The sequence below is a fragment of the Leptospira haakeii genome, from assembly GCF_002812045.1.
In the GTDB taxonomy this organism is placed as follows: Bacteria; Spirochaetota; Leptospiria; order Leptospirales; family Leptospiraceae; genus Leptospira_B; species Leptospira_B haakeii.
Window position 1 is genome coordinate 97910 of the sequence record NZ_NPEG01000009.1, and the last position, 25767, is coordinate 123676.

26 protein-coding genes are annotated in these 25767 nt (G+C 40.1%); 14 read left to right on the top strand and 12 right to left on the bottom strand.

The genetic code is table 11. From position 1 onward, the window contains the following. Positions 1-33 precede the first annotated feature (33 nt). The 9 genes from CH377_RS14045 to CH377_RS14085 all read left to right on the top strand — a co-directional run bounded on the left by CH377_RS14045 (position 34) and on the right by CH377_RS14085 (position 6709). A complete protein-coding gene (locus CH377_RS14045; RefSeq protein WP_100724389.1) occupies positions 34-996 on the top strand; it encodes a M24 family metallopeptidase in 963 nt (320 codons plus the stop codon). A gap of 39 nt (positions 997-1035) precedes the next feature. Next, entirely contained in the window at positions 1036-1884 is an 849-nt protein-coding gene (locus CH377_RS14050) for a metal-dependent hydrolase (protein WP_100724390.1), read from the top strand. Further along, a complete protein-coding gene (locus tag CH377_RS14055; RefSeq protein WP_100724391.1) occupies positions 1881-2681 on the top strand; it encodes an SDR family NAD(P)-dependent oxidoreductase in 801 nt (266 codons plus the stop codon). Before CH377_RS14050 ends, CH377_RS14055 begins: the two co-directional genes overlap by 4 nt. 20 nt (positions 2682-2701) lie before the next feature. After that, positions 2702-3646, top strand: a complete 945-nt coding sequence (locus CH377_RS14060) for an alpha/beta fold hydrolase (RefSeq protein WP_100724392.1) — start codon at positions 2702-2704, stop codon at positions 3644-3646. A gap of 73 nt (positions 3647-3719) precedes the next feature. Beyond that, positions 3720-4274 carry a C40 family peptidase gene (locus tag CH377_RS14065; RefSeq protein WP_100724393.1) on the top strand — a complete coding sequence of 185 codons (555 nt, stop codon included), beginning with the start codon at positions 3720-3722 and terminating at the stop codon, positions 4272-4274. A gap of 73 nt (positions 4275-4347) precedes the next feature. Beyond that, a complete protein-coding gene (ddpX, locus tag CH377_RS14070; protein WP_100724394.1) occupies positions 4348-5010 on the top strand; it encodes a D-alanyl-D-alanine dipeptidase in 663 nt (220 codons plus the stop codon). 115 nt (positions 5011-5125) lie between these two features. Beyond that, positions 5126-5476 (top strand): type II toxin-antitoxin system RelE/ParE family toxin, encoded by a 351-nt coding sequence (locus CH377_RS14075; RefSeq protein WP_100724395.1) that lies wholly within the window; start codon positions 5126-5128, stop codon positions 5474-5476. Continuing rightward, complete coding sequence (locus tag CH377_RS14080) at positions 5473-5748, top strand: helix-turn-helix domain-containing protein (RefSeq protein WP_100724396.1); 276 nt, start codon at positions 5473-5475, stop codon at positions 5746-5748. Before CH377_RS14075 ends, CH377_RS14080 begins: the two co-directional genes overlap by 4 nt. 10 nt (positions 5749-5758) lie before the next feature. Next, on the top strand, positions 5759-6709 hold the full coding sequence (locus tag CH377_RS14085; protein ID WP_100724397.1) for a class I SAM-dependent methyltransferase: 951 nt from the start codon (positions 5759-5761) through the stop codon (positions 6707-6709). 330 nt (positions 6710-7039) lie between these two features. On the opposite strand, the gene CH377_RS14090 is transcribed toward CH377_RS14085, so the two are convergent. Genes CH377_RS14090 through CH377_RS14100 form a run of 3 tightly spaced genes read right to left on the bottom strand, consistent with a single transcriptional unit; the run spans position 7040 to position 9811 of the window. Then, the gene (locus tag CH377_RS14090; protein WP_100724398.1) at positions 7040-7843 is read right to left on the bottom strand and encodes an SDR family oxidoreductase; all 804 of its coding nucleotides are present in this window, start codon (positions 7841-7843) and stop codon (positions 7040-7042) included. A 41-nt stretch (positions 7844-7884) separates the two neighbouring features. After that, positions 7885-8742, bottom strand: coding sequence for an LA_0991 family prenyltransferase-like protein (locus CH377_RS14095; RefSeq protein ID WP_100724399.1), 858 nt, complete (start codon positions 8740-8742; stop codon positions 7885-7887). A 49-nt stretch (positions 8743-8791) separates the two neighbouring features. Continuing rightward, positions 8792-9811 carry a mechanosensitive ion channel family protein gene (locus tag CH377_RS14100; protein WP_100724441.1) on the bottom strand — a complete coding sequence of 340 codons (1020 nt, stop codon included), beginning with the start codon at positions 9809-9811 and terminating at the stop codon, positions 8792-8794. A 152-nt stretch (positions 9812-9963) separates the two neighbouring features. Between CH377_RS14100 and CH377_RS14105 the strand changes: the two genes are divergently transcribed. Genes CH377_RS14105 through CH377_RS14120 form a run of 4 tightly spaced genes read left to right on the top strand, consistent with a single transcriptional unit; the run spans position 9964 to position 15264 of the window. Further along, entirely contained in the window at positions 9964-12297 is a 2334-nt protein-coding gene (locus CH377_RS14105; protein WP_100724400.1) for an adenylate/guanylate cyclase domain-containing protein, read from the top strand. A gap of 3 nt (positions 12298-12300) precedes the next feature. After that, positions 12301-13812: a FecR family protein gene (locus tag CH377_RS14110; protein ID WP_100724401.1), complete on the top strand. Its 1512-nt coding sequence runs from the start codon at positions 12301-12303 to the stop codon at positions 13810-13812. Positions 13813-13821: 9 nt separating this feature from the next. After that, the gene (locus tag CH377_RS14115; protein ID WP_100724402.1) at positions 13822-14649 is read left to right on the top strand and encodes a hypothetical protein; all 828 of its coding nucleotides are present in this window, start codon (positions 13822-13824) and stop codon (positions 14647-14649) included. 3 nt (positions 14650-14652) lie between these two features. After that, a complete protein-coding gene (locus tag CH377_RS14120; RefSeq protein ID WP_100724403.1) occupies positions 14653-15264 on the top strand; it encodes a DUF1554 domain-containing protein in 612 nt (203 codons plus the stop codon). Here CH377_RS14120 and CH377_RS14125 read toward each other — a convergent pair. The 4 genes from CH377_RS14125 to CH377_RS14140 form a co-directional block, all read right to left on the bottom strand. Next, a complete protein-coding gene (locus CH377_RS14125) occupies positions 15261-15935 on the bottom strand; it encodes a response regulator (RefSeq protein WP_100724404.1) in 675 nt (224 codons plus the stop codon). The two genes, CH377_RS14120 and CH377_RS14125, sit on opposite strands and share 4 nt — an antisense overlap. After that, on the bottom strand, positions 15932-16981 hold the full coding sequence (locus CH377_RS14130; RefSeq protein WP_100724405.1) for a sensor histidine kinase: 1050 nt from the start codon (positions 16979-16981) through the stop codon (positions 15932-15934). Before CH377_RS14130 ends, CH377_RS14125 begins: the two co-directional genes overlap by 4 nt. A gap of 109 nt (positions 16982-17090) precedes the next feature. Beyond that, complete coding sequence (locus tag CH377_RS14135) at positions 17091-18383, bottom strand: LruC domain-containing protein (RefSeq protein ID WP_100724406.1); 1293 nt, start codon at positions 18381-18383, stop codon at positions 17091-17093. 145 nt (positions 18384-18528) lie between these two features. Then, positions 18529-20052 carry an HDOD domain-containing protein gene (locus CH377_RS14140; RefSeq protein ID WP_100724407.1) on the bottom strand — a complete coding sequence of 508 codons (1524 nt, stop codon included), beginning with the start codon at positions 20050-20052 and terminating at the stop codon, positions 18529-18531. Between the two features lie 401 nt (positions 20053-20453). On the opposite strand from CH377_RS14140, the gene CH377_RS14145 reads away from it, so the two are divergent. Next, a complete protein-coding gene (locus CH377_RS14145; RefSeq protein ID WP_100724408.1) occupies positions 20454-21941 on the top strand; it encodes an aldehyde dehydrogenase family protein in 1488 nt (495 codons plus the stop codon). Positions 21942-22482: 541 nt separating this feature from the next. Here the strand turns inward: CH377_RS14145 and CH377_RS14150 are convergent. The 5 genes from CH377_RS14150 to tpx form a co-directional block, all read right to left on the bottom strand. Next, on the bottom strand, positions 22483-22911 hold the full coding sequence (locus tag CH377_RS14150) for an acyl-CoA thioesterase (protein WP_100724409.1): 429 nt from the start codon (positions 22909-22911) through the stop codon (positions 22483-22485). A 103-nt stretch (positions 22912-23014) separates the two neighbouring features. After that, entirely contained in the window at positions 23015-23434 is a 420-nt protein-coding gene (locus tag CH377_RS14155; protein WP_100724410.1) for a DUF3995 domain-containing protein, read from the bottom strand. Positions 23435-23504: 70 nt separating this feature from the next. Beyond that, the gene (locus tag CH377_RS14160) at positions 23505-24311 is read right to left on the bottom strand and encodes a hypothetical protein (RefSeq protein ID WP_100724411.1); all 807 of its coding nucleotides are present in this window, start codon (positions 24309-24311) and stop codon (positions 23505-23507) included. 9 nt (positions 24312-24320) lie between these two features. Beyond that, complete coding sequence (locus CH377_RS14165) at positions 24321-24977, bottom strand: SGNH/GDSL hydrolase family protein (RefSeq protein ID WP_100724412.1); 657 nt, start codon at positions 24975-24977, stop codon at positions 24321-24323. A gap of 31 nt (positions 24978-25008) precedes the next feature. Further along, complete coding sequence (gene tpx / locus CH377_RS14170; protein ID WP_100724413.1) at positions 25009-25524, bottom strand: thiol peroxidase; 516 nt, start codon at positions 25522-25524, stop codon at positions 25009-25011. Between the last annotated feature and the right edge of the window lie 243 nt (positions 25525-25767).

Consider the following 25767-nt stretch of genomic DNA (forward strand, 5'->3'; position numbering starts at 1 on the left):
CTATCGGATTCCGCAAGGAAGGAGAAGAGACCGATGTCCCGAGAAACATATCCTAAAGAAGAATTAGAATCCTACCGCAAAGTGCAAGCCTTGGCATACGAAGCTGTAGAATCTGTGCGCAAGGAATTGTACCCAGGGATTACCGAAAAAGAAGCAGCTCGCAAAATTGACGATTATATCCGAAATGCGGGAGGCACATCCTTCTTCCATTATGGTTTCGCATGGTTCGGAGACAGAACCGCATTCAGAGGATTCAAACGTCCGCTATCTCTTAATTATTTAAGAAAGGGAGAAGGTCTACTTCCACATTTCGGCGGAAAGTTCCAACCTTCTAACCGTAGATTAGAAGAAGGAATGGCAGTCATCCTAGACGTAGCTCCTACGTTTGCGGGAAGAGCAGCAGATGTGGGTTACGCATTCTCATTCGGAAAAAATCCGGAACATGATAAGGCATTAACAAATTTAGAAGAATATAGAGAGTTGATCTTAAGAAGGGTCTTAGAAGAAAGGACCTTATCCGAAATTTATCTGGAAGTAGACGCTAGAATACGTGCTTCCGGATACGTTAACTGTCATTCTATCTATCCCCAAGGAGTTTTAGGTCATAAGGTAGGAAGACTTCCTGCTTATAATCTCCCGGGTGGAAGAGTGAATGGATTTCCATTCCAAACATTCGCATACTTATTCCCTCAAATGATAAAAGATCTAATCCCTGGAGTTTCCGGGCATTCACCATTATGGGGAGAAGGTTCCGACTTCAGAGCAGAACCGGGACTCTGGGCAGTAGAACCTCATATAGGTAAGATATATTCTGGCTCAAAAGAATCAGAATCTTTCGGAGCAAAATGGGAAGAGATCTTAGTAGTTACGGACTCTACCGCTTATTGGTTGGATGAAGATCTTCCGCACGTAAACCTTTGGAAGGAGAAGAAAAAATCTAAATCTTCTAAGCCAGTCACAGGCGCTAAGAAACAAAAAGAAAAAGTCCCGGCTTAAACGAAATACATTCAATAAATTTAATTTAGAAGGCTTATGATGAGCAGCGAAATATTACAGGATAAGGATTTTCATTTTTATCCGGTCAGAAAACCTAAATTCGAATTCAGCGAGAATGGAACCAGTAAACATTGGATGGACGGTTCCGCTTATAAAACACATATTTTGAATACTTGGACTCTCTTTTTTCCAGATGGAGAAAGATTCTTTATCAGAAGTATCCAAAAATTCCTGCCAAATATAAAAGATCCAAGAGTTCTTCGAAATGCAAAAGCATTCATGGGCCAAGAAGCCCAACATGCCGGGGAACATAAAAAAACCTGGAAAATTCTCGAAGACCAAGGATTTAAAATCAAAACATTCACAGACTTTGTGAATTCATTTTTCGTGAATTTTGTGGAAAAGATAATGTCGGCTAAGTCTTGTTTGGCGGCTACAGCGGGTGCGGAACATTATACTTCTCTTGTGGCTACGATCGGATTACAAATTAAGGCATTAGATCAAGCTGAATCGGAGATGAAACGGCTGTGGGAATGGCATGCAGCAGAAGAGATAGAGCACAAATCAGCGGCTTATGATGTGTTTTTGGATATCAGCGGAAATTATTTCAGAAGAATGATCACTTTCCTTGGAGTGACAATCGTATTCTGGGCGGCAACATTTATAGGCGCTGAAATTCTTCTTTGGCAGGAAGGACTTACTTTTAAATGGAAAACTAGAAAAGATGCTTTCCGTTTTATCTTTATAGACGAAAAGGTCTTCTTTCATGCTGCGGGTGCATTCTTCAGATACTTCCGTCCTGGATTTCATCCGGAACAAGAAGATAATTTGGAATTGAGTAGGGCAATCTTCGAATCCCCAGAGCATACATATAAGGAAATTGCATGAGCAGATTAAGCGGGAAAAACATTCTAATCACCGGAGCAAGCGGTGGTTTTGGTAAAGAACTAACCAAACAACTATTAAATAAGGGCGCCAATCTAGTGCTAACGGATATGAAAGCGCCGGAGACCAAAGCAGAATTCTATTTAGAAAATTCTAAAGCGGTTTCGGGAAAAATACTCGGAAGTTTTGCAGCAGACTTAAGCAGTGAATCAGGTTGCGAAAAAGCGTATAAAGAAGCGATCAAGATCCAGCCTAAGATCGATATTCTAGTAAATAACGCAGGTTTAGCATTCGGTGGAAGACTACTGGATGTTCCAATGGACAAATGGAAATTAATCTTGGACGTAAACTTATACGCTCCAATCTATCTTTCTCGTTTATTCTTACCTGCAATGTTGGAAAGAAAATACGGACAGATCGTAAATCTTTCCTCATGTGCCGGGATCACAGCTCCAGGCGAGTTAGTGTATTATTCTGTTTCCAAATTCGGGATCAGAGCCTTGGGCGAAGCATTAGATTCAGGCTACAGGCATAAGGGAGTATATACGACTAACGTGTATCCTTTCTTCGCAAATACGAATATTCTGCATTCTCAACAATTCGGAACGGATAAACCGAAAGTAGTTCCTTCTTTGATCGTAGACAGTCCTCAAATGGTAGTTCGTGCCATAGTAAGAGGAATAGAAAAAAGAAAGATGCATGTTTTCCCGGGATTCACTGCGAAGTTATTGCGTTTCTTGACCAGACTGTCTCCTGGATTCTTAAGAGGAATGGAAAGACTAGGACAAAAATTTTCTTAAACGAAAAAGAGGCGAAAAATATGGCGGCTACCCAACTGGAAAACGGTGTAAAAAAGGAAAAAAAGGAAGTTTGGACGGAAACCTTCGTCCATAACGGTGACGTTTCTTTGTATGTAAAATACAACCATACAGCGAAAGAAAGACCGAACAGACCCACAGTTCTTTTCGTTCACGGATATCCTGACGATCATAGGGTCTGGTCCTACCAGATGGAATCTTTAAAAGAGGATTATAATGTGGCCGCTTTGGATCTGAGAGGTTCAGGAAAATCGGATAAACCTAAAAAACAGAAAGCATATAATGTTCGTAGAATATTCGAAGATCTTGAAACAGTAATCCGATTTGTCGGTAATGATAAACCTGTACATCTTGTTGCCCATGACTGGGGATCTTTGATCAGTTGGGCATTCGTTGCCGATGAACAAAAATCAGTTTGGGCAAAATCTTATACTGCAATGGGCGGGCCTCACCCTGTTCTTGGGAAGAGAAGCGCTTTTCAAATGGCTCTTTCCGGGAATCCACTTTCTTTGTACAAGGCACTTTCTCAGCTCAAAAGATCTTGGTACATTCTATATTTCCAAATTCCTTTTGTGCCTGAATGGATCTGGAAAACTTTCAGTAAATTTTTCTGGAAGTATACAATGAATACGGGTGGAGTTCCTAAGAATGACACACTTAGGAATAAATCCAAAGAAGAGATCGTTGCAACCACAGTTTCCAATGTGAATTTGTATAGAGAGCTACTTAGAGGGGAGAAGTATCCGGAACCGAAACATATCAAAGCTCCAGTCCAGGTTCTAATTCCTCTCAAAGATTTTGCGATCCGACCGGAGTTATACAGACTTCATGAAAGGATCTGTGATTCTTATAAAGAATATACATATGATAGCAATCACTGGATCCAAAGAACAATGCCTGATATGGTGAGCGAAAAGATAAGAGAGTTTGTTTGGGAAATCGGCTAAAAAACGTAAAATTGTAATTAACCCGAACTAGAAAAAAAAGAAACCAGATCCGTTCCGAAAGGGTCAGATAAACATGATCTTGAACGGAATCCAAAAAATTCTAGTTTTATGGAAAGAGAAAGTTCTCCCGAACTCGGGAGCCCTTTCTTTTTTGATCATACCTTTTTTCGCATTGGTACTTGTCGCAGACCAAGCAAAATCCTTATCCGATAAAGAAGTTCATCAATACTTTTATGAAACATGGAAATTAGAGATCGATTCCAAGGATAATTTGGAATTGTTCAAAGAAACCCAACATTGGATCGGAACTCCTCATAGAGACAATGGAAAAGACGAATCAGGGATAGATTGTTCCAGTCTTGCCGCAAAGCTTGTAAAAAAAGCATATTCCAAAACGATAGCGGGTTCTTCCGAGAATATCTCCAAGCAGGTCAAAAGGATCTCTGACTCCGATTTGCAGGAGGGAGATTTAGTATTTTTTAATATATATGGCGAGAAGATCAGTCATGTAGGAGTTTATCTCAAGGATAGAAAGTTCGTACATGCTTCCGTAGTCAAAGGTGTAACAGTCAATTCTCTGGATGAGAATTACTATAAGACTAGATTCGTATTTGCCGGAAGATTATAACAAACTCGTTCCTGAAGCTAATCATTTAGTATTGATTGACAATTAAGGTTTAAGGGTCGAAATCAACTCTTGTATGAGAGTTCGCAGTTTTGGTCTGATCGTCTTTTTTCTGTTAACCTTCTTCTATTGTCAAAAACCTCCAATCCCAAAATTAGAAGAAAGCCCACCACCTTTGAAGATCGAAAAAGGATTGGTAAACATAAGAGATATTGATCCGAATATAGAGATAGATCTGCGCTATTCCACTTCTGAAAATTTTACGGGGTCGATTATCTATCCCTTCCAAACCTGTTTGCTCAGAAAAGAAACTGCAGAAAAATTAAAAGCCGCTAACTCCGAATTCCAAACCTACGGATACAGGATCAAAATTTGGGATGGGTATCGTCCTCCTTATGCGCAAAAAATTTTATGGGAGAAGGTTCCCAATCCAAGATATGTTGGAAATCCAACAAAGGGCGGTTCCGTTCATAATCGAGGCGGAGCAGTAGATCTCACGCTTATCGATTCGGAAGGAAACGAATTGGAAATGCCAAGTCTTTACGATGAATTCACTTATAAGGCTTCTCCTTTTCGTAAGGATCTGGAGCCGACAGTTTCTAAAAATTTGGAGGTCTTGGTTGGAATTCTAACAAAGCATGGATTCAAACAGATCAGTTCTGAATGGTGGCATTATAACGACGGGGATGCAAAAGTTTATCCCCTAGTAGAGGTGGATCCGAAACTTTGGGAGAAATGAAACAGCGTTCTTCTAAAAGTTGAACGAGTACGGAATCAATATTCTAGTTTATAGCTTGCTTTAATACTGTATTTTATTTTACATTGGTTAGCATAAAAGCTAACATTCGATTTGAATGATTCGAATCGAATTTTTTAAGAAAGAGAAAGGTAGATGTCCGGTAGAAGAATTTTTAGATTCTCAACCTGGGAAAGTTGCTCAGAAAATTACCTGGGTCTTAAAAATTATAGAAGAAGGAAAAATTGTTTCTAAGCAATTTTTCAAAAAGATGATTGGGACCGATGAAATTTGGGAATGTAGGGTCGAGTACGGCTCTAACGCTTACCGGATTTTTGCTTTTTGGGCGGAAAAGAATAAGTTAGTCTTAACTCATGGATTTCAAAAGAAGACCCAGAGAACACCTGATAAAGAAATTGTAAAAGCAGAGAGATATAGAAAGGATTATTTTGATAGGTTAAATAAATGAGCGATCTGAATAAATATATTAATAAACGGAAGAAAAAAGACCCGAAATTTTCCGAAAATTATGAAGCTGGATTTAATGATTTCAAGATTGGACTTTATCTGAGAGAGTTAAGAGTTAAAAAGGGGTTTACTCAAGAAGATCTCGCAGTTCGCCTAAAAACTAAAAAAAGTGTAATTTCTCGAATGGAGAATCATGCCGAAGATATTCGTTTATCTACTCTGGAAAAAGTAGCCAAAGTTTTAGGTAAAAAACTCCACATAAGTATTCGATAATTTTAATATAATGAAACATTTAGAAATGTTCTCCAATCGTCTGACCAGGATGTCCAAACATTGGAAAAAATGGGCAAGAAGAAGAGGGATTACCTGCTTTCGGATATACGATCGCGACATTCCGCAGGTTCCTATCGTAATCGACCTATACGAAAATTTTTGCCTAGTCTCTGAATATTTGAATTCTTATCCGATGTCCGAAGAGGAAAGAGAATCGGAGAGAAATACTATCCGAAATTTTATAATCGAAATTCTTCAAATTGATCCTGAAAATTTGTTTTGGAAAACCAGAGAGCGTAAGAAAGGAAATCTGCAATACGAAAAGTTGGATACACAAGAGAAATCCATCCAAGCAAACGAAGGCGGATTGAAATTTAAGGTAAACTTAAGCGATTATCTTGATACTGGACTCTTTCTGGATCACCGAACTACGCGAGATCTTTTTAGAAAAGAAGCCTCAGGGAAGAATGTTTTGAATTTATATTCTTACACAGGCGCATTCTCAGTATATGCTGCCGATGGTGGTGCGGAAAAAATTACTAGCGTGGATCTTTCTCAAAAATACTTGGACTGGTCCAAGGAAAACTTTGAACTAAACGGATTTTCTCACGAAGGCCACGAGTTTATCAGAGAAGACATTACGGAATGGTTAAAAAGAGAAAGAAATAATCCTAAAAGAATACAATACGATCTTATCATAGTCGACCCACCTACATTCTCTAATAGCAAGAAGATGAGAGATATTTTCGATGTGCAAAGGGATTATACTTTTTTACTAAATTCAATTTTTAGGGATTTTTCTGCGACAGGTGCGATTCTCTTTTTCTCCACAAATTTTAGAAAATTCAAATTGGATACAGATGAACTTTTGTGGGAAGATATCCAGGATATCACGAAACAAACTCATCCGGAAGATTTTCGGAATGAGAAGATACGATTTGTTTGGAAGATGAGGAAGTAGAGCTAAAATTCGAAATTGTTGTAATTCCTACATACGGAAAAATTGGGCGGCCGCCTCGCTAAGCTCGGGCCGCGCTGCTCCGATTTCGCTACCGCTCATCCGGACTTCGTCCGGACTAAAGATCTGCGCATCGCTGCCGCGATTACTTCCACTGAGTCAAGAATATTCTTTTTGTGCTAAAATGTAGGAGCTCCTACAAAATTCGCAGAAATTTGTAGCTGCGAATATTGCAGTTTTATGATAGATGGCAAAAGGTCTCCCACGGGCCACTCCCCCCTCCCAATGCCAGGGTGGGGGTAAGTTTTGACCCCTGTAGGAATTCCTACAATTTCAGGTAACTGCGGTCTTAGACAAAAACTTCGCGAAAAACTTAGGGAAATAATGTCTTAAAAACAGACCAAATTTTTCTTTTCCACCGGCAATGATTACTTGCAGATCTTCGTTCTCGATCGCATCCAAAATCTTGCGAGCGCATTCGTCCGCGTCGATCCCGTTTTCGATTACCTTATCCATTTTCTTTTGAGGAGTTCCATCTCCTTTAAGCGCGTTATGTGAAATATTAGTCTTCACAAAACCAGGATAAACCAAGGTAACTTTCAGATTTTCTTTTGTATTTTCAGCTCTAAGTGCTTCATAAAAACCGGTTAATGCAAATTTAGTGGAAGAATATCCAGTTCTCAATGGAACTCCGATTAGTCCTGCAACACTTGCAATTGTGGAGATCCAACCTTGTTTTCTTTCTCTCATATGAGGAAGTACTGCAAGTGTCAGAGCAATATTGCCGAAGTAGTTTACCTTCATCAAAGTTTCATAAGTTTCTAAGGAAGTCTCATGAGCCATAGAACGTTGGCTGATCCCTCCGTTATTGATGAGCACATCTATCTTTCCGAAAGTCTTAATAACTTGAGCGGGAACCTTTCCTAACTTTTTATAATCTTCTAGATCCAAAGGAAGGATCATGCTGTTTGAATTCGTTAGTCCGTTCTCTTTGCGGACCCTTTTGAGTTCTTTTTCTCTTCTGGAAGAAAGAACTAAAGTCGCTCCTCTTCTGGCGGCTTCTTTTACTAAAGATTCACCGATCCCGGAAGAAGCTCCTGTAATCCATACGACTTTGTCTTTGAAAAATTCTCCCATATTTTTATCTCCGATATTAAATTTCTTAGGTGGTCAAGGATCTAAAGGAAGTTTAAGAACCAAGGGACAAGTCCCAAGATAAAAACTCCCTCTCCAAGGATCCTATACTTTTGAGAATCTTGGAATTTATCCGCGTAACGCAGGATTCCTCCCGGAACTGCACAGATCAGAGCGATCACCAAAGAGGCCGAAACCGAGGTGCCCGGCGCCCATTTCCGTATTCCGCCGGCCAATACTAAGGCAGCTAGAAATCCGAGCAAGGACAATCGTAACACCCATTCCTTAGCAAGTTTGGGAGAAAGGACTCCTAATAGATAAACCTGACCTTCCCTCGCGTCTAACTCTGCTTCCATGAGAGAATTCATTACTAAATTCAGAACGGTACCTAAAAAGAATAAGAAAAGAAGAAGGGGAACTATCCAAGAACGAAACCCTACAACCAATAGAGGGCCAAACCAAACTCCTAAAGTATAGATCAATGCTACCGAGAATTCTTTTCCGAAACGTATCTTTCCCCAACGAGCGATTCCTAAATGAAGGGTAGCCAAGGCTGCTAATAATACTCCGCCAAGTAAAACGATCTCTCTTAATAATAAGAATGCAAGGACTGCAGAAATGATTGCCGCAATTGTGCAGAGTATTGTCAAAACTCTGGAATTGTCGTAATGGAATTTGTGACGTGGATTGATGGAATTTTCTCCTACCTTCTTACCATCCAATAAATGGTCCAAGGTATAGATGACCCAAACGCTTAACGGAAGAAGAAACCACCATACTGTTTTCATCTTGGCGCCAGTCACTACAGTTGCCAAGGCTCCGGAACCTAAAACGCCAAGACAAATGTCCAAGCTAAGTACATGAACATAAAACCAAAGTTTGTTTTCTAAAACGTTTCGCATATGATCTCTATTACGACTGATTTCCACGAATAGATTAGATTGTTTCTGATTATTTTACAGTTTTCGCGGATATGTTATCGATTCCTTCTGATCTAAATTGAGAATGCAAGGATTTTATGAAAATGGATTTAATTTGTCCTGAGTCGTCTATGTTTTTTAAAGGAAGGTGGATCACCAAATCGATATTAGATTGACCGAAGGAAACATAACGAAATGAAATTTTGGATTCATTATAACCATTTTTTCCATAGATATGAGTTAAGGAAAAATTCGCGGTTTGAATAAGGATAGATTCTAATTTTTCTAAATTTCCTTCTTTAGGAATGCTGATCTCCAATTCAGTCCAAAGTCCTGTGTTTGTAAGACTATAATTCGTATAGGTAGTCTTGGACATCTTCGCATTCGGAATGATGATCGTGCTTCCATTTCTTTTTTTGAGAGAAGTGGTTCTCCAATTGATATCTTCTACCAGACCTTCTTCTCCTGTTTCTAAAGAAATATAATCTCCTACGGATACTTTTTTACCCAGCAAAACTCCAAGTCCTGCAAACAAATTGGAAAGAGTTTCCTGTAAACCTAATGCGAATGCAAGACCTCCCACTCCTAATGCGGTCAAAGCAGGAGTAACGGAGATACCCAGAGTTTGTAATGCGACCAAACCTCCGGTGAGTAAGATCAGAATTCTAACTATATTATTAAGTATGGATGCGGAGGGTAGAAGCCCTTCTGCTTTTGAAGAATATAAAGTAAAAGCACCCGAACCGACTCTTGCAAAGGAGAATGTGAATACCAAGATGCCGAATACTTTTAGATAAAGGGAAATTTTTTCTTCTGAGGAAGTATCTAATTTTAAGAATCGAAGAGCAGTATATAATCCAAAAATAAAAAAGGAAAATCTAACTAAGGAGAGAAGTGCGGTGTAAAGAGGATGTTTGGTATCTAACTGATCTTTTGTGAGAGTTTTTGCAAGCCTTGGAACTATGAACCCACCAAAAAGATAACCCAAAAGAATTCCGGAAATAACCGAAATTGCTCCTAGTAACCAATTAGAACCTAAAACCGAGTCCATCCAAATCATTCTCCCAAATTAAGAGGAAGTATTTTCTAGAAAAGAAAAAATGGAAGTGCCGAATTATGTGGCAAACCGAGGGCAAATCTAAAGGAAGATAAAATTGGATTTTGTAATGACAAACTAGAGAGATTTCAGAGACTCCTATCCCCATGCAAGAGGGAGTCGGAAAAAATCAAATTTTAGAAGTTCCCCTGACGGACACTATGTCCGCATACTCTAGACAATTTCCGGAAGAAGGTGGAAATCTTTCCGAATGGATGGATGAGATCCATACTAGAGGTATCCAAGAGGTAGTTTTTTGGGGAACGAAATCGGAAGCAAGCGGTTGGAAAAATAGCCAAGTATTCAAGGACCTGGTGAAAAAACTCCAAGAGGATAAGATACGTCTTTCTACGATGGACGGCGCAAAGTTCCGTTCTTCCCCGGACTCTGCGCGAAAATTAGATCGTTTTCTTAGATCTCATTTAGGCTCCGTACTTGTTTGTTATTCCGAAAACGAATCCAATGAATTCGTAAAATTGATGCACGAGATCCTTTCCGCCAAAAAAGAAGAATCTCCTAAAGTATATACACCATATTCTCCTAATATAATATCCGAAAAACCTAAAAAAGAAAAACAAGAACCTCCTAAAAATCATGGCGAGGATTTTAAAGCTTCAAGGATCACGATTCGAGTCAAACTTCTCGCGATCGTTTCTGCGATCGTAGTAGTGAGTATGGGGCTTGTGATTGGCCTCGCCACAAGTCTTTTTAGAAATTATACGGTATCATTGATCCAAGAGTATAACTTAAGTTTGGCGAGATTGACTGGGCTACAAGTAGGTCTCCGGATCAAAGAACTTTCTAATAAATCATCCGAGTTTTCGGACAAAAGAGATATTCGTCCTTCTAAAGGTTCCGATTCTAAAAAAACTTCTCCTCCTGCTTATATCTCAGGATTTTTTTCCACTCATCCTAAAGTTCTCGCGTGGGGAAAATACGAAGAGGGAGAATCTGCACTTGTTTTTAATCCAAGGTTCCTTCGAGATCTTAGGAAAGAAGAAGATGAGATTCGCGGTTTATGGGTTTCCATATCCAAAGAAGAAAAAGAAAAATATTTCGATTCCGAATTCGAATCCACTCGATTGGAAAATATTAGCTCAAAATTCGGATTCCCTACTGTACTTTTTATAGAGAAGGATAAAGTCGGGAAAGGACAAGGATTCTTCTTAATTTCTCCCCAAGATCTTTGGGAAGCCGCCAGGTCCGCTTTACAAACTGAATTATTCGCAATTTGGGTGGTAGATTCAAAGGGAAGATTAGTTGCTCACACTGAAGAATCTGAAACAGTTTCGGCGAAAGATTATTCTAAAAACCCCTTAGTCCAATTTTTATTAAGAAGTCCTGCAGACAATGGTTCTCAAACCTCTATCTTCGAAGGAAAGGAAACCCTAGGATCTTTCCAACAATTAGAAGATGGTAATCTTGCAGTAGTATCTTCCATCGAAGCAGAGAAAGCATTCGAAGCAGTTTATAGGATCAGAAGGCAGAACTTTTATATTCTGATCTCAGTCTTGAGTCTTGCATTCCTAGTGGTGTTCCTATTCTCCAGAACTTTAACTGTTCCACTTATCAATTTATTAAGTGCTACAAGACAGATCGAAAGAGGGAATTATAAAGTAGGAATCAAACCTGTAACCAGGGACGAGGTTGGAGTTCTAACAAATTCATTCCTAAAAATGGCTCACGGATTAGAAGAAAGAGAGAAGATCAAAGATACTTTCGGAAAATTCGTGAACAAGGAAGTCGCAGAACGTGCACTCGCGGGAGACATTCCTTTAGGCGGGGTAACTAAGGATGTAACGGTATTTTTCTCCGACTTAAGAAACTTCACAGGGATGTCGGAAAAATTAAAGCCCAGTGAGGTGGTTGATTTCCTAAATGCATACTTCACCGAAATGGTGGAATGTATCTATCTCACAGAAGGGATCGTGGATAAATTCATCGGCGATGCGATCATGGCCCATTGGGGTGCATTGTACACGGATGAGAACGATGCAAGGAATGCGATCAACTCTGCATTACTAATGCGAAATGCGTTGATGGAATTCAATCGGATCGGAAACGAAATAGGAAGACCTCAAGCAAGATTTGGATGTGGGATCAATACTGGACCTGTGGTAGTAGGTCAGATCGGTTCCGAGAAAAAGCTGGAGTTCACGGTTATTGGTGATGCAGTCAATCTTGCCTCTCGTATAGAATATTTAACAAAAGAATTCGGAACGGATATATTGGTTTCGGAAACGTCTTATGAAAAAGTAAAAGATCATTATAAATTCGAAACACTTCCACCTGTTTGGATCCGAGGAAAAGAAAAACCGCAACAACTCTATGCAGTATTAGGCTGGTTAGAAGATCCTGACTGTCCTAAAAATCTAAAAGAACTTCGCAAGGTTTGTGGAATACCTGAACCTGATTCTCCTTCTAAGGCTATAGCGGAATAAAATATGGACTGGAGAATATATAAAAGAGAATGGCAGGTTGGTATCGGTTGCTTTGTTGTACTCTTTTTATCTTTATACCTTCTATATTTCGAATCCAAATCGAACGGTGGAGTCGGAAAAGAGATCATGGGAACCGTCTCCTTCCGATACAAAACCGCACAAAGAAAATTTCCGGACAGAATGTTATGGGAAGATCTGGATCAAGGAATGCCTGTCTATGATAGGGATTCTATCCGAACAGATGAGGCTTCCGAAGCAGTAGTATTTTTAAAATCGGGCACGCGAATCGAATTAGATCCTCAATCTATGGTAGTTCTTCAGCTAAAAGAGAATAAAGAAAATTTAGATCTGAACGAAGGGAATATCCTAGTAGAGAGTGGGAAAAAAGTACTCTCTGTAATTGCTGGAACAGTAGGTTTAGAAGCTGAATTAGGTTCCAAATTCCAAGTTACCAAAAACGAAAATGGTACCAGATTGGATGTAGAGAGAGGACAGGTAGAATGGTCCGAAGACGGAGCGGTTAAACAGACACTAGGTGAAAAAGAAAGTTCCCTAAATGGGAATAAGCTAGGCCAAAATTGGAACCTAGTAAGTCCTGAGGATTCTCATCGATATTTCCCTGCGGAATTAGAGCAGACGGTCGAATTCCGTTGGGAAGGCGGAGAAGAAGGTATATTAGAAATTTCTCCTAGACGAGATTTCTCCGTTTATATTTCTAAACGGCCTTCCAAAGAAGCTTATTATAAACAAAAATTCCCGGAAGGTATCTATTTTTGGAGGATTAGCTCCAAGGATGGCAAAAAAGTATCGGAAGTAAGAAAGTTCAGAGTTCTTCCTAACTTCCCTGTAGAATTACATTATCCTAAAAAAGATCTTTCTCAAGAAGATAGGACCGTCGCCTTCTCCTGGGCAAAACAAAAGATAGCAAGCGGCTATAAATTACAGATCTCTAACGATCCTAATTTTGGATCTTTATCCGAGACCCAAGTGTTCCGTACGAATTTTTCTCTTACGTTGGATCCTGGAACTTATTATTGGAGAGTGCAGTCTTATACAAATCTTCCCGGAACAGAAACATTCTCCGAAGTGCGTAAATTTTCCATTACTCTTCCTGTGGTCCAAGTTGCAGAGAATAAACAAGGCAATGTTACGGCTCCGGAGACGCAGGCAAGTTCGGATCTTTCCGTAGATTTTCCGAAAAACGGCACTTTGGTGGATATGACAGGTAAAGAAAGTATCTCTTTCCGCTGGAAATTTTCCGCCAAACAGAAACAAAGCGAATGGAAATTTCGTCTTTTTTATAAGAGAGGCTCAGGCGACGAGCTAATCTATGAAAAAAAGACAAAAGGTGATAGGTTAGTATTCAAAGACTTGGAAAAACTGGATGTAGGAACATTCCGGTGGACCATAGAATCGGATGCAGACCCTAACCTAAGATCGGAAGCGGATTTCAAAATATTACTTAGGGAAGAATTGGAAGCCCCGGAAACAAAATCCAGCGGCGCCCGCCCTTAAGGAGAAGGCATGTTTTTGTTCCGCGGAAAAAATTTCGCTATCGTATTTCAATTTATTCTAATATTCTTTTCCGTATCTTCGGGAATTTTTGGTGAGAAAAAAAGTTTCGTATATTATATAGAATGGAAAGAAGTAAAAGGAAGCCGCGGTTACGTGGTGGAAGTCCGAAAAACGGAACCTCCTCAAGAATTATTTTTAGAAAAGAAAGTCTCCGAGAACGAGATAGAATTCTCCTTAGAAGCCGGAACTTATGAATACAGAATCGCTGCGTTAAATAGATTCGGAAAACCTTCTTCTTATACTCCTTGGACAAATTTTAAAGTAGAGCAGGACCGTCCTAAGGCGGTTGCCTTGGCGGAAAAAGAAGAGGCAAGTAAAGGAATCAAAACTTCTAAGTTTGTTTGGATCCCTGGGACAGGATATTATTCAAAAGGTGAGCGTTGGAAGTCCTACAGTATCTGGGCCTGGTTCGGGCTTCTTGCTTATATGGGGAATTCTGAAAGGGAATCTGGGAATATTCTCGCCTCAAAACCGTTAAACGACCCGATGAATATCGCTGTCTTAAGTTTAAATCTACCTTCTTCATTCACTCTTTATCTTTGGCAGGCAAGAGAGAATGATAAGAAAGAATATGAAATGCACCAGAACAACCAGGCTCTTATCGGAGGAGTTGCGATCCTAAGTGTCGCACTTTCTCTTTGGTTGGAAAATAAACTCCCGCAAGGAGATACTGTTCAGTTCAAGGTGAGTCCTGATAGAAGCGGAAATATAAATACCTTTGCAAATACCGGATTTTCTCAGAACAGATGGGAAGTCCAATATACAAGGAGCTTTTGATCTATGGCTCTTCGAATTTATACTTTGGTCCTTCTTCTTTCCGGGCTTTTTAGTTTTGCCTGTTCTAAACCTTTTCCAGGCGGAGATGAATTAATTCTTTTAGGACTTTTAGGAAAAACACGTTATCTGTTTGTTACTACTTCTACTAATACGGGTGCCTTAGGAGGAGTTTCAGGTGCGGATTTGATCTGCCAAAATGCAAAGAATGCAGAGGTCCCTAGTTTACCTGGTTCTTCTTTGGAATATGTTGCATTGCTTGCTGCTTCTTCCAGAGTTCCGGGAGGGGCCGGCTGGCCATTATTTCCAAATACGAGTTATTATGCGATGAATCCTGGACAGACTCTCATCTTTCATACGGATGGCTCTTCATTGCCTGTCCTTCCGATGGATAATGCGACTGGAATTCCAGGAGCCGGAGATTATTGGACCGGAATCACAAATACAGGCTCCGGATATAGCTCGGGAACGAATTGCAATAATTGGGGATCTTCAAATTTTACAGATGATGCGAATTACGGCAGCCCAGGCTTACAAACTGAGACTGCGTTTGATTCGGGAGTAGGATTCGGAACTACTTGCGATACGCTCTTACGTTTGCTTTGCGTTAGAAATTAACTCTCTACAATACCTGCGCGGATCGCGTAGACTACTAAGTCAGCTACCTTGTGTAAGTCCAATTTCTTCATAATGTTTGCTCTATGTACCTTTACAGTAGCGGGAGAAATATGAAGAAGTTTTCCTATCTTCTCGTTGGAGTTCCCCTCGGAGATCAATTTTAAGATCTGTCTTTCTCTGTCGGAAAGTACTGAGAATACGGAAGGGCCTTCTTCTTGGAGTTCTCCCGTTTTTTTCTTTCCGATTCCGGAGAGAACTCGGGTTGCGATCCTTGGGCTTAAGTAAGTTTCTTTTCTGCGGACTGCGTCGATCGCTCTGAGTAGATCCTCTCCGGCGTCGTCTTTTAGAACGTAACCATTGATCCCGAGATCCACCAGTTTTTGGATATACTCTTCGTTATCATGTCTGGATAGGATGATCACCTGAACCTTAGGATAGTATCTTTTTACTCCCTTGACTAGGTCTATACCGCTGACTCCCGGCATGGAGATATCAGTGATCAGAATATCAGGTTCTAATTTACCGATCTCGTCTAGCGCCTGTTCGGCGTTCCCGTTTTCACCGATGATTTCCAGATCGTTTTGTCCGGAAATGATCAGTCTAAGACCTTCTCTTAAGATTGCGTGGTCGTCTACAAGATAGAGTTTGCAAACGGAGGGTTGGGCGTTCATACTTTCTCCTTGGAACGTTTTTTTAACGGGATCCTGAGCACATATTGAGTACCTTTATTAGGTTCCGTTTCTAAAAAAAGAGTACCGTTTAGGTCCTCGGTTCTTCTCCGAATATTTTCCAATCCGTATCCGGTAGATTTTATTCTGGCTTCTTTTTCTTTAAATCCTTTTCCGTTGTCTTTTGCAGAAACTACTAGAGTATCTTTTTCGGAAAAGATTTTTAACTCCACCTTATTCGCTTGGGAATGTTTCAGAATGTTCGCACAAATTTCCTGTAATATTCTGAAAACTTGGTTCTGTATTTCCTGAGGAATTTTTTCGGGAACTCTAAACTCGGATTTTACTTTAATTTTTTGTATCGGAAAAATTTGGTTCGCTAGAGAGCTTAAAGCGGCTTCCAGCCCAAGTTCTTTTAAGGAAGAAGGTTGCAAATTTGTGTAAATTTCGCGAAGTTCTTGGCTAGCTCGATCAATGAGCCCTAGGCCGGAGCCGAAAGATTCAGGATGTTCCTTCTCCGATTTTTGATAAGCTTGGAAATGTAATTTTGCTGCGAGTATAAGTTGCCCGACTCCATCATGAAGTTCTCTTGCGAGTCTGGATCTCTCCTCTTCTTGGGAAGCGAGTACTTGTGTGTGAAGAGTTGCGATCTTTTTCTCTAACTTTTTGTTCTCTGTGATGTCTTTTAAGATCATACCCAGGCTGTCTTTGAATTTAAAGATAGAATATCCGTAAGATTTCTTTCCTTTTTTGAATTCCTGGTTTTGTAATTTTGTTTTGAGAGCTTTATGAAGATTTTCTCTTAGGTTAGCTTCTTCTTTTGAATCTAATTTTAATAGATTGAATAGGTTTTTGCCTGTTGGACTTGCAAATCTAAGTCTGAACTCCTTTTTAAAAGATGCGTTCGCAAATCGGACTATATTATTTTCGTCCAAGGCAACGATAGGGGAGATCTCCTCTACCAAGGATAGGAATTTAGAGGCCTGCTCCTTACCGGAGTATGAGCCCGATTGTTTTGTATCTTTTCGTTTGAGGAGTCCTGAAGCCACTTAAAGTTCAGGATATAGTCCGGCTTATGGCTCGAAAAGGAAAAAAACCCCTCCCCTCGGCCGAATGAGGGAAGGGGGAGGTTGCTTTTACTCTTTCAGGAGTCCCAAATTAGGGCGTAGCCGGAAACACTGCCGAAGTATTCGGAGTTCGGAACCAATCAGTATCTGTGGTTCCAAGAGATTCATACCAAGTTTTGAAAGTAGGATAGGAGTTACGTATGTCAGTAGCTTCGTAAGGCCATTGGAAGTTTCCAGGTACAAGAAGTACCCAAGGAAATCCGGTAGAATCTCTGTAGATGTCCTTACCTTCCGCGTCGAAATACTTACCTGCTGCATGTATATCCTTACCGGTATTGAGCACTCTTATGAATGTATCATAAGGTGCAGGCCCTAATGCCAGTTTGGAAATTGGAGCCGAAAGGATTACTTCTAACTTTGCTGTTTTGCCTTTTACGAAAACAGTATCCGTTTTAGATGCATTTGATTTGGAAATTGTAGTAGAGCTATTTCCTAAAATTTCCAAATCAGAGATCGATGTAGGAGTTCCACTTAAGTTTTCTTCCAAGGTGGTTCCGTCGGCTGCATAGCGCAGAAGTGAATAACTCGCTACACTTGCTCCAGGCAATCCGAAACGAAGAGTATGATTATATCCTGCACCCTTAGCAACATGAGTGAAATAACCTCTCACTCTTACAACTTCTCCGGCTTTGTTCAGATCTTCTTCGAAATAGGAACGGATCACATAGTCGTTAAAATCCGCATCCCCTTGTTTAGGAAATAAGTCTTCGTACGATGTAGTGTAATAATCTTCCGCAGGAACTCGGATAGAACTCGCTCTTGATGGATCGTTCGGGAATACATCTTCGAAATCTTGTACACCATCCCCATCGGTATCGATGATCTGTTGTACTGTTGCAGTAAACCCTATGGAGATCCTACGATCTACTTTACTTACTGTTACGATGGAAATATCTGCTTCGTAAAATTTACCGTAAGCTTCGACTGATAGATGGACTGTTTTAGTATCGCCATCAATTGTAAAACTACCGGTAACTTCTCCGCTCGAATTTGTGTAAGCTTTAAAAACGGATTTATTACTAGCGGCGCCGGGTACGGCAGAAGGTACAGTAACTTGCACCATAGAACCGTTCACTGGAGCAACAGGATCTATTACTTGAACGTTTACGGTGATTGTACGCGTAGTATCGAATACGAAATCAACAGGAGCGGTCTCATCGTTGATATCGATTCCGAAATCAGTAGGACCGGAAGGAGCCTGCACCGCAGTGGACCCTGCTACAAGACTCATCAACCAAGCGTAATTAGGATCGTTGGAAGATGCGCAGGACATCAGTAACATACTGAAAGAAAGGGAAAAGCTAAGGAGAATTCTTTTTATCATAATCGCACCCGAGAATGGTTTGATTATGCCGATCTCACTCGTTTAAGCAATACGCCCAAAGGCTTAGATTACTAGAACCTTTGGGTAATAGTATTTTTGACAGCTTGTTATAAAAGAATAAGGTATCTGCCTATAATTCGGCGACTTACGTTGTCGCTTGGAAACTTTCTAAAGCTTTGGTCCGGAAAGAATGGAAATCTCCGGAAGATAAAAATTTACAATGTTTCAGTACTTCGTCAGGGATCTCGGAGAACTTAGCTTCTTCGTTATTGATCTTGATCATCATATCTCCCAGATAAATAGGATATATGATCTCTTTGTAATGATCTTCTGCCAATTGAGGTCTATGATGAAATTCCATTGCCTTAGAATATAACTCAGGGAAATTCCATTTTTCTGCGATGAGTGCACCGATCTTCGTATGAGTAATACCGAAAGCAGCTTCTTCCATAGAAAGAGAAGAGGCGATTTCCTTGGATGCTGAGTAAGTCTGGATCTTGCCCATACGTTCTTGTTCTAAGGAAAGAAGAATGATCTCTCCTATATCATGCAGAAGTGCCGCTGACATCAAATTACTCATCGCTTCCTTAGGCATTCCTAATTTTTGAGCGATCAATTTGCAATAATATGCACATTGATTTGATTTTTCCCAAATCGTTAAGAATGCTGGGAATTTGGTCTCCAGGATCTGTTTTGTTCCAAGAGAATATAATAAAACCTGCAACTCTTTCAAGCCGATAAGCTGGATCGCTCTATCCAAAGATTCTACTTTGTTTCCTCTGCGGAAAGCCGCCGAGTTGGATAGTTTCAGAATGTTTGCAGAAAGAGCCACGTCCTTCTTCACCATCTCAGCGATCTGGCCGATACTTGAATTCGGTTTATCAATCGCAACTTGGATATCTTGGATTGCTTTAGGGAATGTAGGAAGTTGGTCTACTTCCTTGATGATCTCTTCTGCTTTTTGGATCTGGACATTCTCTTTTTGGATACGAATCGGAATATCGATGATAACTGAGGTATTATTGCCTTGGCTTTCTACTTTATAGGAACTTGCGCCTAGACCATCGTTCTTTAACATCATGAGAGTCATGATGAGCCCAAGGCCTGCTCCCTCTGTTTCGTCCCCTTTTTCTAAAAAAGCTTCTGCAAGATCGTTATATGTTTTTGCTTTTTCGATTCTTTCGTTGATACGATCCACTTCTTCCGGGCTAAGTTTTACATTATTCATCACGCGGATGCGGATTGCGTCTTTATTGTGAATGAAGGAAACTAGGACAACATAATTGTTTTTAAAGAGAAGATCTTCATACTTCTCCTTATTATCCAAATAAGTCTGTTTAAAGCCAGTGATCTTGCTGCGATATACGCTCGGATTTTGGATATCCGCCTGAAGTTCTCTAAAATAGATCCTTTTAATATTTGCTTTAATGGTGTTAGTGATGGTTTCTTTCATCGCCGCAAGAACGGAATCTCTAACGAATATGATATCTAAATGTAAAAGATAACGATCCAGTGTCTTGGAGAGAATACTATCCACACTCTCGGTAAGATTGAAAAATTTAAAATGGAACGGGATGTTTTCCGAAATAGGATGATTCAGGTCCTTCAGATTACTGAATATACCTTGGTCTTTGTGATGGAAAAGTTCTAGGGTTTTCCCTTGGCTCATATCATGTAACTCTGAAAAACGTTAGTGGTCTCTGTCAAGAATTAGCGTAACTTATAAATGAAAAATAAGATTCTGCTAAGCGAATTATACGGATCAAACTTAGAAAAAAAAACTAATAGAAATATTTATCTTACAATTCTTGTCAGAAATAAATTTCCAAAAACGTCGAAAAGAAATAATCCTTTTGGACTAATCTATCACTTGTTTAGGTAGGAAAATTTTTATCATAACAGGTAGAATAAAAAGCGACTTGGGTCCAGGGAGGGGATATTTTCTTTAAAAGTTACGGAATGATCATTCAATAAAAAGGTTGCGCCAAAATCCTAAATTTGATGAAATTATACCCTGGTTCTCTACTGTCCGGAATTCCGGAAGAATGTTAGAACTTTAGGAGACCCCTCATGTCCAGCACAGCTACACAACCGGCGAGCTCAGTCTCTCCCGCTTCCAGCGGAACAGCTTCTTTTCCCGCTGCGAACCCTAAGGAGATGCAAAGAGTATTCGATGTCCAGAAACGTCATTTTCATAAGGTTCTGAAAGTATCCAAAGCCAAGGATCGAGTCGTATTATTGAAAAAATTACTGGCGGCAGTAGAAAGACTTACTCCAGAAATCAAACAGGCTTTACAAAAAGACTTTAGAAAAGCTCCTCACGAAACGGATCTAACTGAAGTTATGCCTTCTATCGCGGAATTAAAAGACGCGATCAGACACGTAAAAACTTGGATGAAACCGGAAAGGGTAAAAACTCCAATTTCACTCTTCGGAGCAAGAAGTTCCATTTCTTACGAACCAAAGGGAGTGACTCTGATCATTTCTCCTTGGAATTATCCATTCTATCTTGCGATTGCGCCTTTAACTGCAGCGCTTGCAGCAGGAAACACTGCGATTATCAAACCTTCCGAGTTTACACCTGAAACTTCTAAACTACTTACTAAACTAGTAAAAGAGACCTTCCAAGAAGGAGAAGTTGCAGTATTTGAAGGAGATCATACTGTTTCAACTGCTCTGATGGAGTTACCGTTCGATCATATCTTCTTCACAGGAAGTACTCATGTAGGAAAGATCGTAATGGCAGCCGCTGCAAAAAATCTTTCTACAGTTACTTTAGAGTTAGGAGGAAAATCTCCTGCTATCATCGTTCCTGGAGCGAACTTGAAAAAGGCTGCTCAAAAATTGGTATGGGGAAAGATCATGAATGCAGGGCAAACTTGTGTCGCTCCTGACTATCTACTTCTACCTGAAGGAGAAACTGAAGAGTTCGTAAAACAAGCGAAGGCTGCAGTAAAATCTTTCTACGGAGAAAGTTCTGCCGATATCAAGAGCAATAAAGACTTTTGCCGTTTAGTAAACCAAAGAAACTTCCAAAGGGTTTCCGGATATATCCACGAAGCAGTTGAAAAAGGTGGAAAAGTAGTGATGGGAGGAGAAACTGATTCTTCTCAAAACTATATAGAGCCTACATTGATCGCTAATGTTCCGGAAAGTGCAAGAATTATGGAAGATGAGATCTTCGGGCCGGTTATGCCGATCTTAACTTACAAAAACCTGGATGAAGCAGTGGAAAAGGTTCTTTCTAAACCGAAACCACTCGCACTCTATGTATTCGGAAGTAATAATAAACACATCAACAAGGTTCTAAAGGAAACATCTTCCGGAGGAGCTGCGGTGAATGACGTTATCGTACACTTGGCGAACCCAAATCTACCATTCGGAGGGATCAATCACTCCGGACACGGAAGTTACCATGGCTGGTATGGATTCAGAACATTCTCTCACGAGAAGTCAGTATTCAAACAAGCTCCGTTCTCTTCGATTGAAATGTTATATCCACCTTACACAGGTTTTGTGGATAAAATGCTTCAATTTACTAAGAAGTTCTTCGTATAAAAACATCTTCTACTTTCTTCGATTTGAAAGCCCTCTTCGGAGGGCTTTTTTTATTTCTGGGCGGTTCCTCACTTCGCTCGGACCGGGCTACTATGGGTTCGCGCATCAGCGCTCATCCGGCAAGCCGGACTTACGCCCTACGTATCCCTACCGCGGTGAATCTTGCTAAGACGTAATAATGAATTCGCAAGTTTTGAATCTCTGTGTGCTCTGTGACTTTGCGCGAAACTTCCGAATTTTTTTGGTTCGCACGGAGGCACAGAGATCACGGAGAGTTGGAATTCCAACATTATTATTAAAACCGCCCCCGCCCTGGTTCGGGTGGTGGAGGTGGGCTCGTGGGAGAAGCCTTTTCCCTATATCATAAAATCTTAAAATTCGCGACGATAAATCGCTACTATATTTGTAGGAGCTCCTACATTATCATACGAGAGAAATGTCCTTGACTCAATGAATATAACTGCGGCAGCGATGCGTAGATCTTTAGTCCGGGCGAAAGCCCGGATGAGCGATAGCGAAATCGAAGCAGCGCGACCCGAGCTTAGCGAGGGAGCCGCCCTAAAATTCCTAATCCTTCCAGGAATTTGTCTGTATACTTCCAAGGTCTTTTTTTACCGAAATCAAACATGATACAATGAGAGATGGATTCGCAGGAAACTTTGCCGTCGGATTTTCGAATTAATTTTTGGAACGCCTTACATCTGGAGCCTGAAATTTCACCGAATTGAGTTTCTATCAAAGCTGTATCCGGGTAACGAATTTCAGCCTTATAATCTGTTTCGCCCCTTAGGATCATCGGTCCTATGTTTTCGGATTTCATTTGAGAGAAAGAAAGGCCTGCTTCTTCCAGAGCAACCATTCTTCCTTCATGAAGAAATACTTGGAAGTTCCCGACATTCAAATGGCCATTCGGATCACATTGGCTCCAAAGGACCGGGATTTCGTAAAAGAACGATTTAGAGATTTGCATATACCTTTCCTATTTCCCAAAGCTGAAGATAGCAAAAATTCGGGAAAGGGAAAATATAGTTTTATATCAAATTATTCATTGGTTGGAAAAACAAAGTATAGGTTTAGAAACCTTTCCATCCAAGATATAAATAAGAAGTTCCTAATAGAATACAAACAGGCGAATAAACTAGGTAATCGTATTTAGCGAATTTAGTATTTTTGATTTTTTTAAAATAACCGACTAATCGGAAATCTCCGATGGCTCTTCCTAAAAAGATAAAAGAGATTAATAAAGAGAAGATCGCGCTTGTTTTGTTTGGAGAAAAAATATTTCCAGAAGACCAGAGTGCAACTGCGCCGAACCCAAAAAGAGCAAGTGCGACAAGTAAGGTCAATCCTCTGCTTGGAACGAATGTTGGCTTGCCGTTCGTTTCTGGAATAACCGTGACTGATTCCAATTTTCCGCCGAATGCCCAGAAAATATGTAATGCGGATAAAAAGAATAAAATGGAAGCCGTGCTTAAGCCTAAGATCTTTTCCATTCATATATGTTTAAGTAAAACTTTGGGATTTGTCCAGCAATCTTACGATTCTGATTCGAGTAAGAAGGTTTTAATCCCCGAAAAAATATAAATATCCTATTTTGAATCCACGATCTATATTCGAGTCCGTTCTCGTTTGGAGCATTAAAGAAAAAGTAAGATATCCGTTTGGATTTGTAGCATATTGGATCCCAGGTGCGATCACAAAATAATCCGAATAAGGTGTGATCGTGTTCGATACGGTAGTTCTATGATTGAATTCCAAAAGTAAATTTGTTTTAGAGGGTAGGCTGTAGGAAAGAGTGAGCCCGGTATATAAGAATCTTTTAAAATTTTCTTCCGCGGTCTCTTTTCCGGAAGAATTCGTTTCAGATTCAAAATTTGCAGTAGCTTGTATAGAGAATGCCCCGAATCTTTTTAATCCCCCGAAATATGCACGGATCAAAAATAGGTCAGGATTAATGTCTGCTTCTCTTGGTTGAGAAACGGAAGGCCCGAAAAATTGGACACCGCCCCCAAATGATGCAAAATCCGTTTTTACAAAATATTTAGCACCGACTGCCCACCTATCCCAACCACTCCAAATTTTTCTGGTAGTGGAATAGTGATCTAAATATCCATAACTTGCAGTGACTGAAAATTGGTCCGTAAGTTTCATTTCTCCGGATGCTGAGATCTTTTTATCTCTTTCGTAACCGTCTTCTTGCCTGGGGGTTCTATCGGTCGCTGTTCCGGCAATATATACTTTATTATATACTGCCAATTCTTGGTTGAGGTTCGGATGTACGGGTCTCTCTTCATCTCCTGGCGCGGGTAATAAAGGAATTATAAAAAATGAATATACAAAAACGCAGGCTACAAAACTTTTTCTTTTCATTTTGTCACCTTATTCGTTCAAATACAGGATTGGGAAGAATGGTTGTAGTTGCTCTCTGACAGCTTTAGAGAGAATGTAATATCCGTTTTTATTGGGATGATTGCCGTCAGTTAACATATCATCCTGGATCAGCAATTCTGTATCGATTCTTGGGACAAATGTGATTCTTTCTTTCATTTCTGCGTTGATCATTACAACTGCAAGTGTGGGCCAGGGAAATTTAATATTCCAAAGATTTAATGCAACTACATGTTCACATCTTGTAAGAAGTATCTGTATACTTTGTATCTGCCTGTTTACTGTTGCATCCACCTGGCCTTGTGTGGGAGAATAATTCTCTAAAAAATCGTTAATTCCTCCTTCATACAGGCAAGCATTGTAACGATTGCTGTCATTTTGCACGGAAGATAGGATTCTGTTCGTGTCTACTCCAGGAAAGGCAAACTTGATTATATTAAAATCGGAAAGTTGTTCTTCTACGGGCCAGGAAGCTATGATACTGTCACCGTACATTGCCAGAGAAGGTTTTGAAAGATATGAGATTAATTTTTCAGTATCAGAAGATGGATCTTTATCACAGTTGGTAAGCGAAAATATTAAGAGCAGAAGCAAGGCCCGGCTTAAGTTTACAAACAACCTCTTCCATAGGCCTTTTAGCTTCTGCATGAATACATTCTTTTTAAAAAGAATGTTTCGTTTAAACTAATTTTTTAGCGGCTCCGATCGCAGCTTCGTAATTCGGTTCACTAGCGATCTCCGGAACCAACTCCACGTATTGAACAGTATCATTTTTATCTAAAACAAAAACTGCTCTTGCAGATAGCCCCTGTAAACCTCCGTCTGCAATATGAGTTCCGTAAGCTTTGGAAAAGGAGAAGTCCCTGAATTGAGAAAGTGTGATTAGATTCGGAGAATCCAATCCTTCCATAGTGCAAAAACGATTCATTGCAAAAGGAAGATCTCCGGAGACAACCACGGTTACGATCCCATCTAACTTCGTTGCTCTTTCATGGAATTTTTTGGTTTCCATTGCGCATACGGATGTATCTAAACTTGGGACTGAAACTAAGATTTTCACTTTTCCGTTATAGTCTTTGAGAGACTTGGTGCTTAAGTCTTTTGCTGTTCCATGAAAGTCGGGAGCCTTTGCACCTACTTCTAATAATTTTCCTTCGAGTTGAACTGGGTTACCTTTAAGAGTGACGCTTGCCATTTTTATTTCCTTGGGAAGGGATGATACGTCGGAAGCGGATTTGAGCAACGATAAAAAGTTCTTGCAAATTTTTATGAGTAAATCGTGAATATCTTAAGCGGTTTATCCGTCATTTTTCTACGTAATGAATAGATTAGGTCTACAGTCTAACCAAACCCTTTGGGTCGTCCTCTGGATGGTGGTAGTGGTCACGCTACCCCGGTTAGGCTTTACGCCCTAAGGTTCTTTCGTAGGCAGCAATCT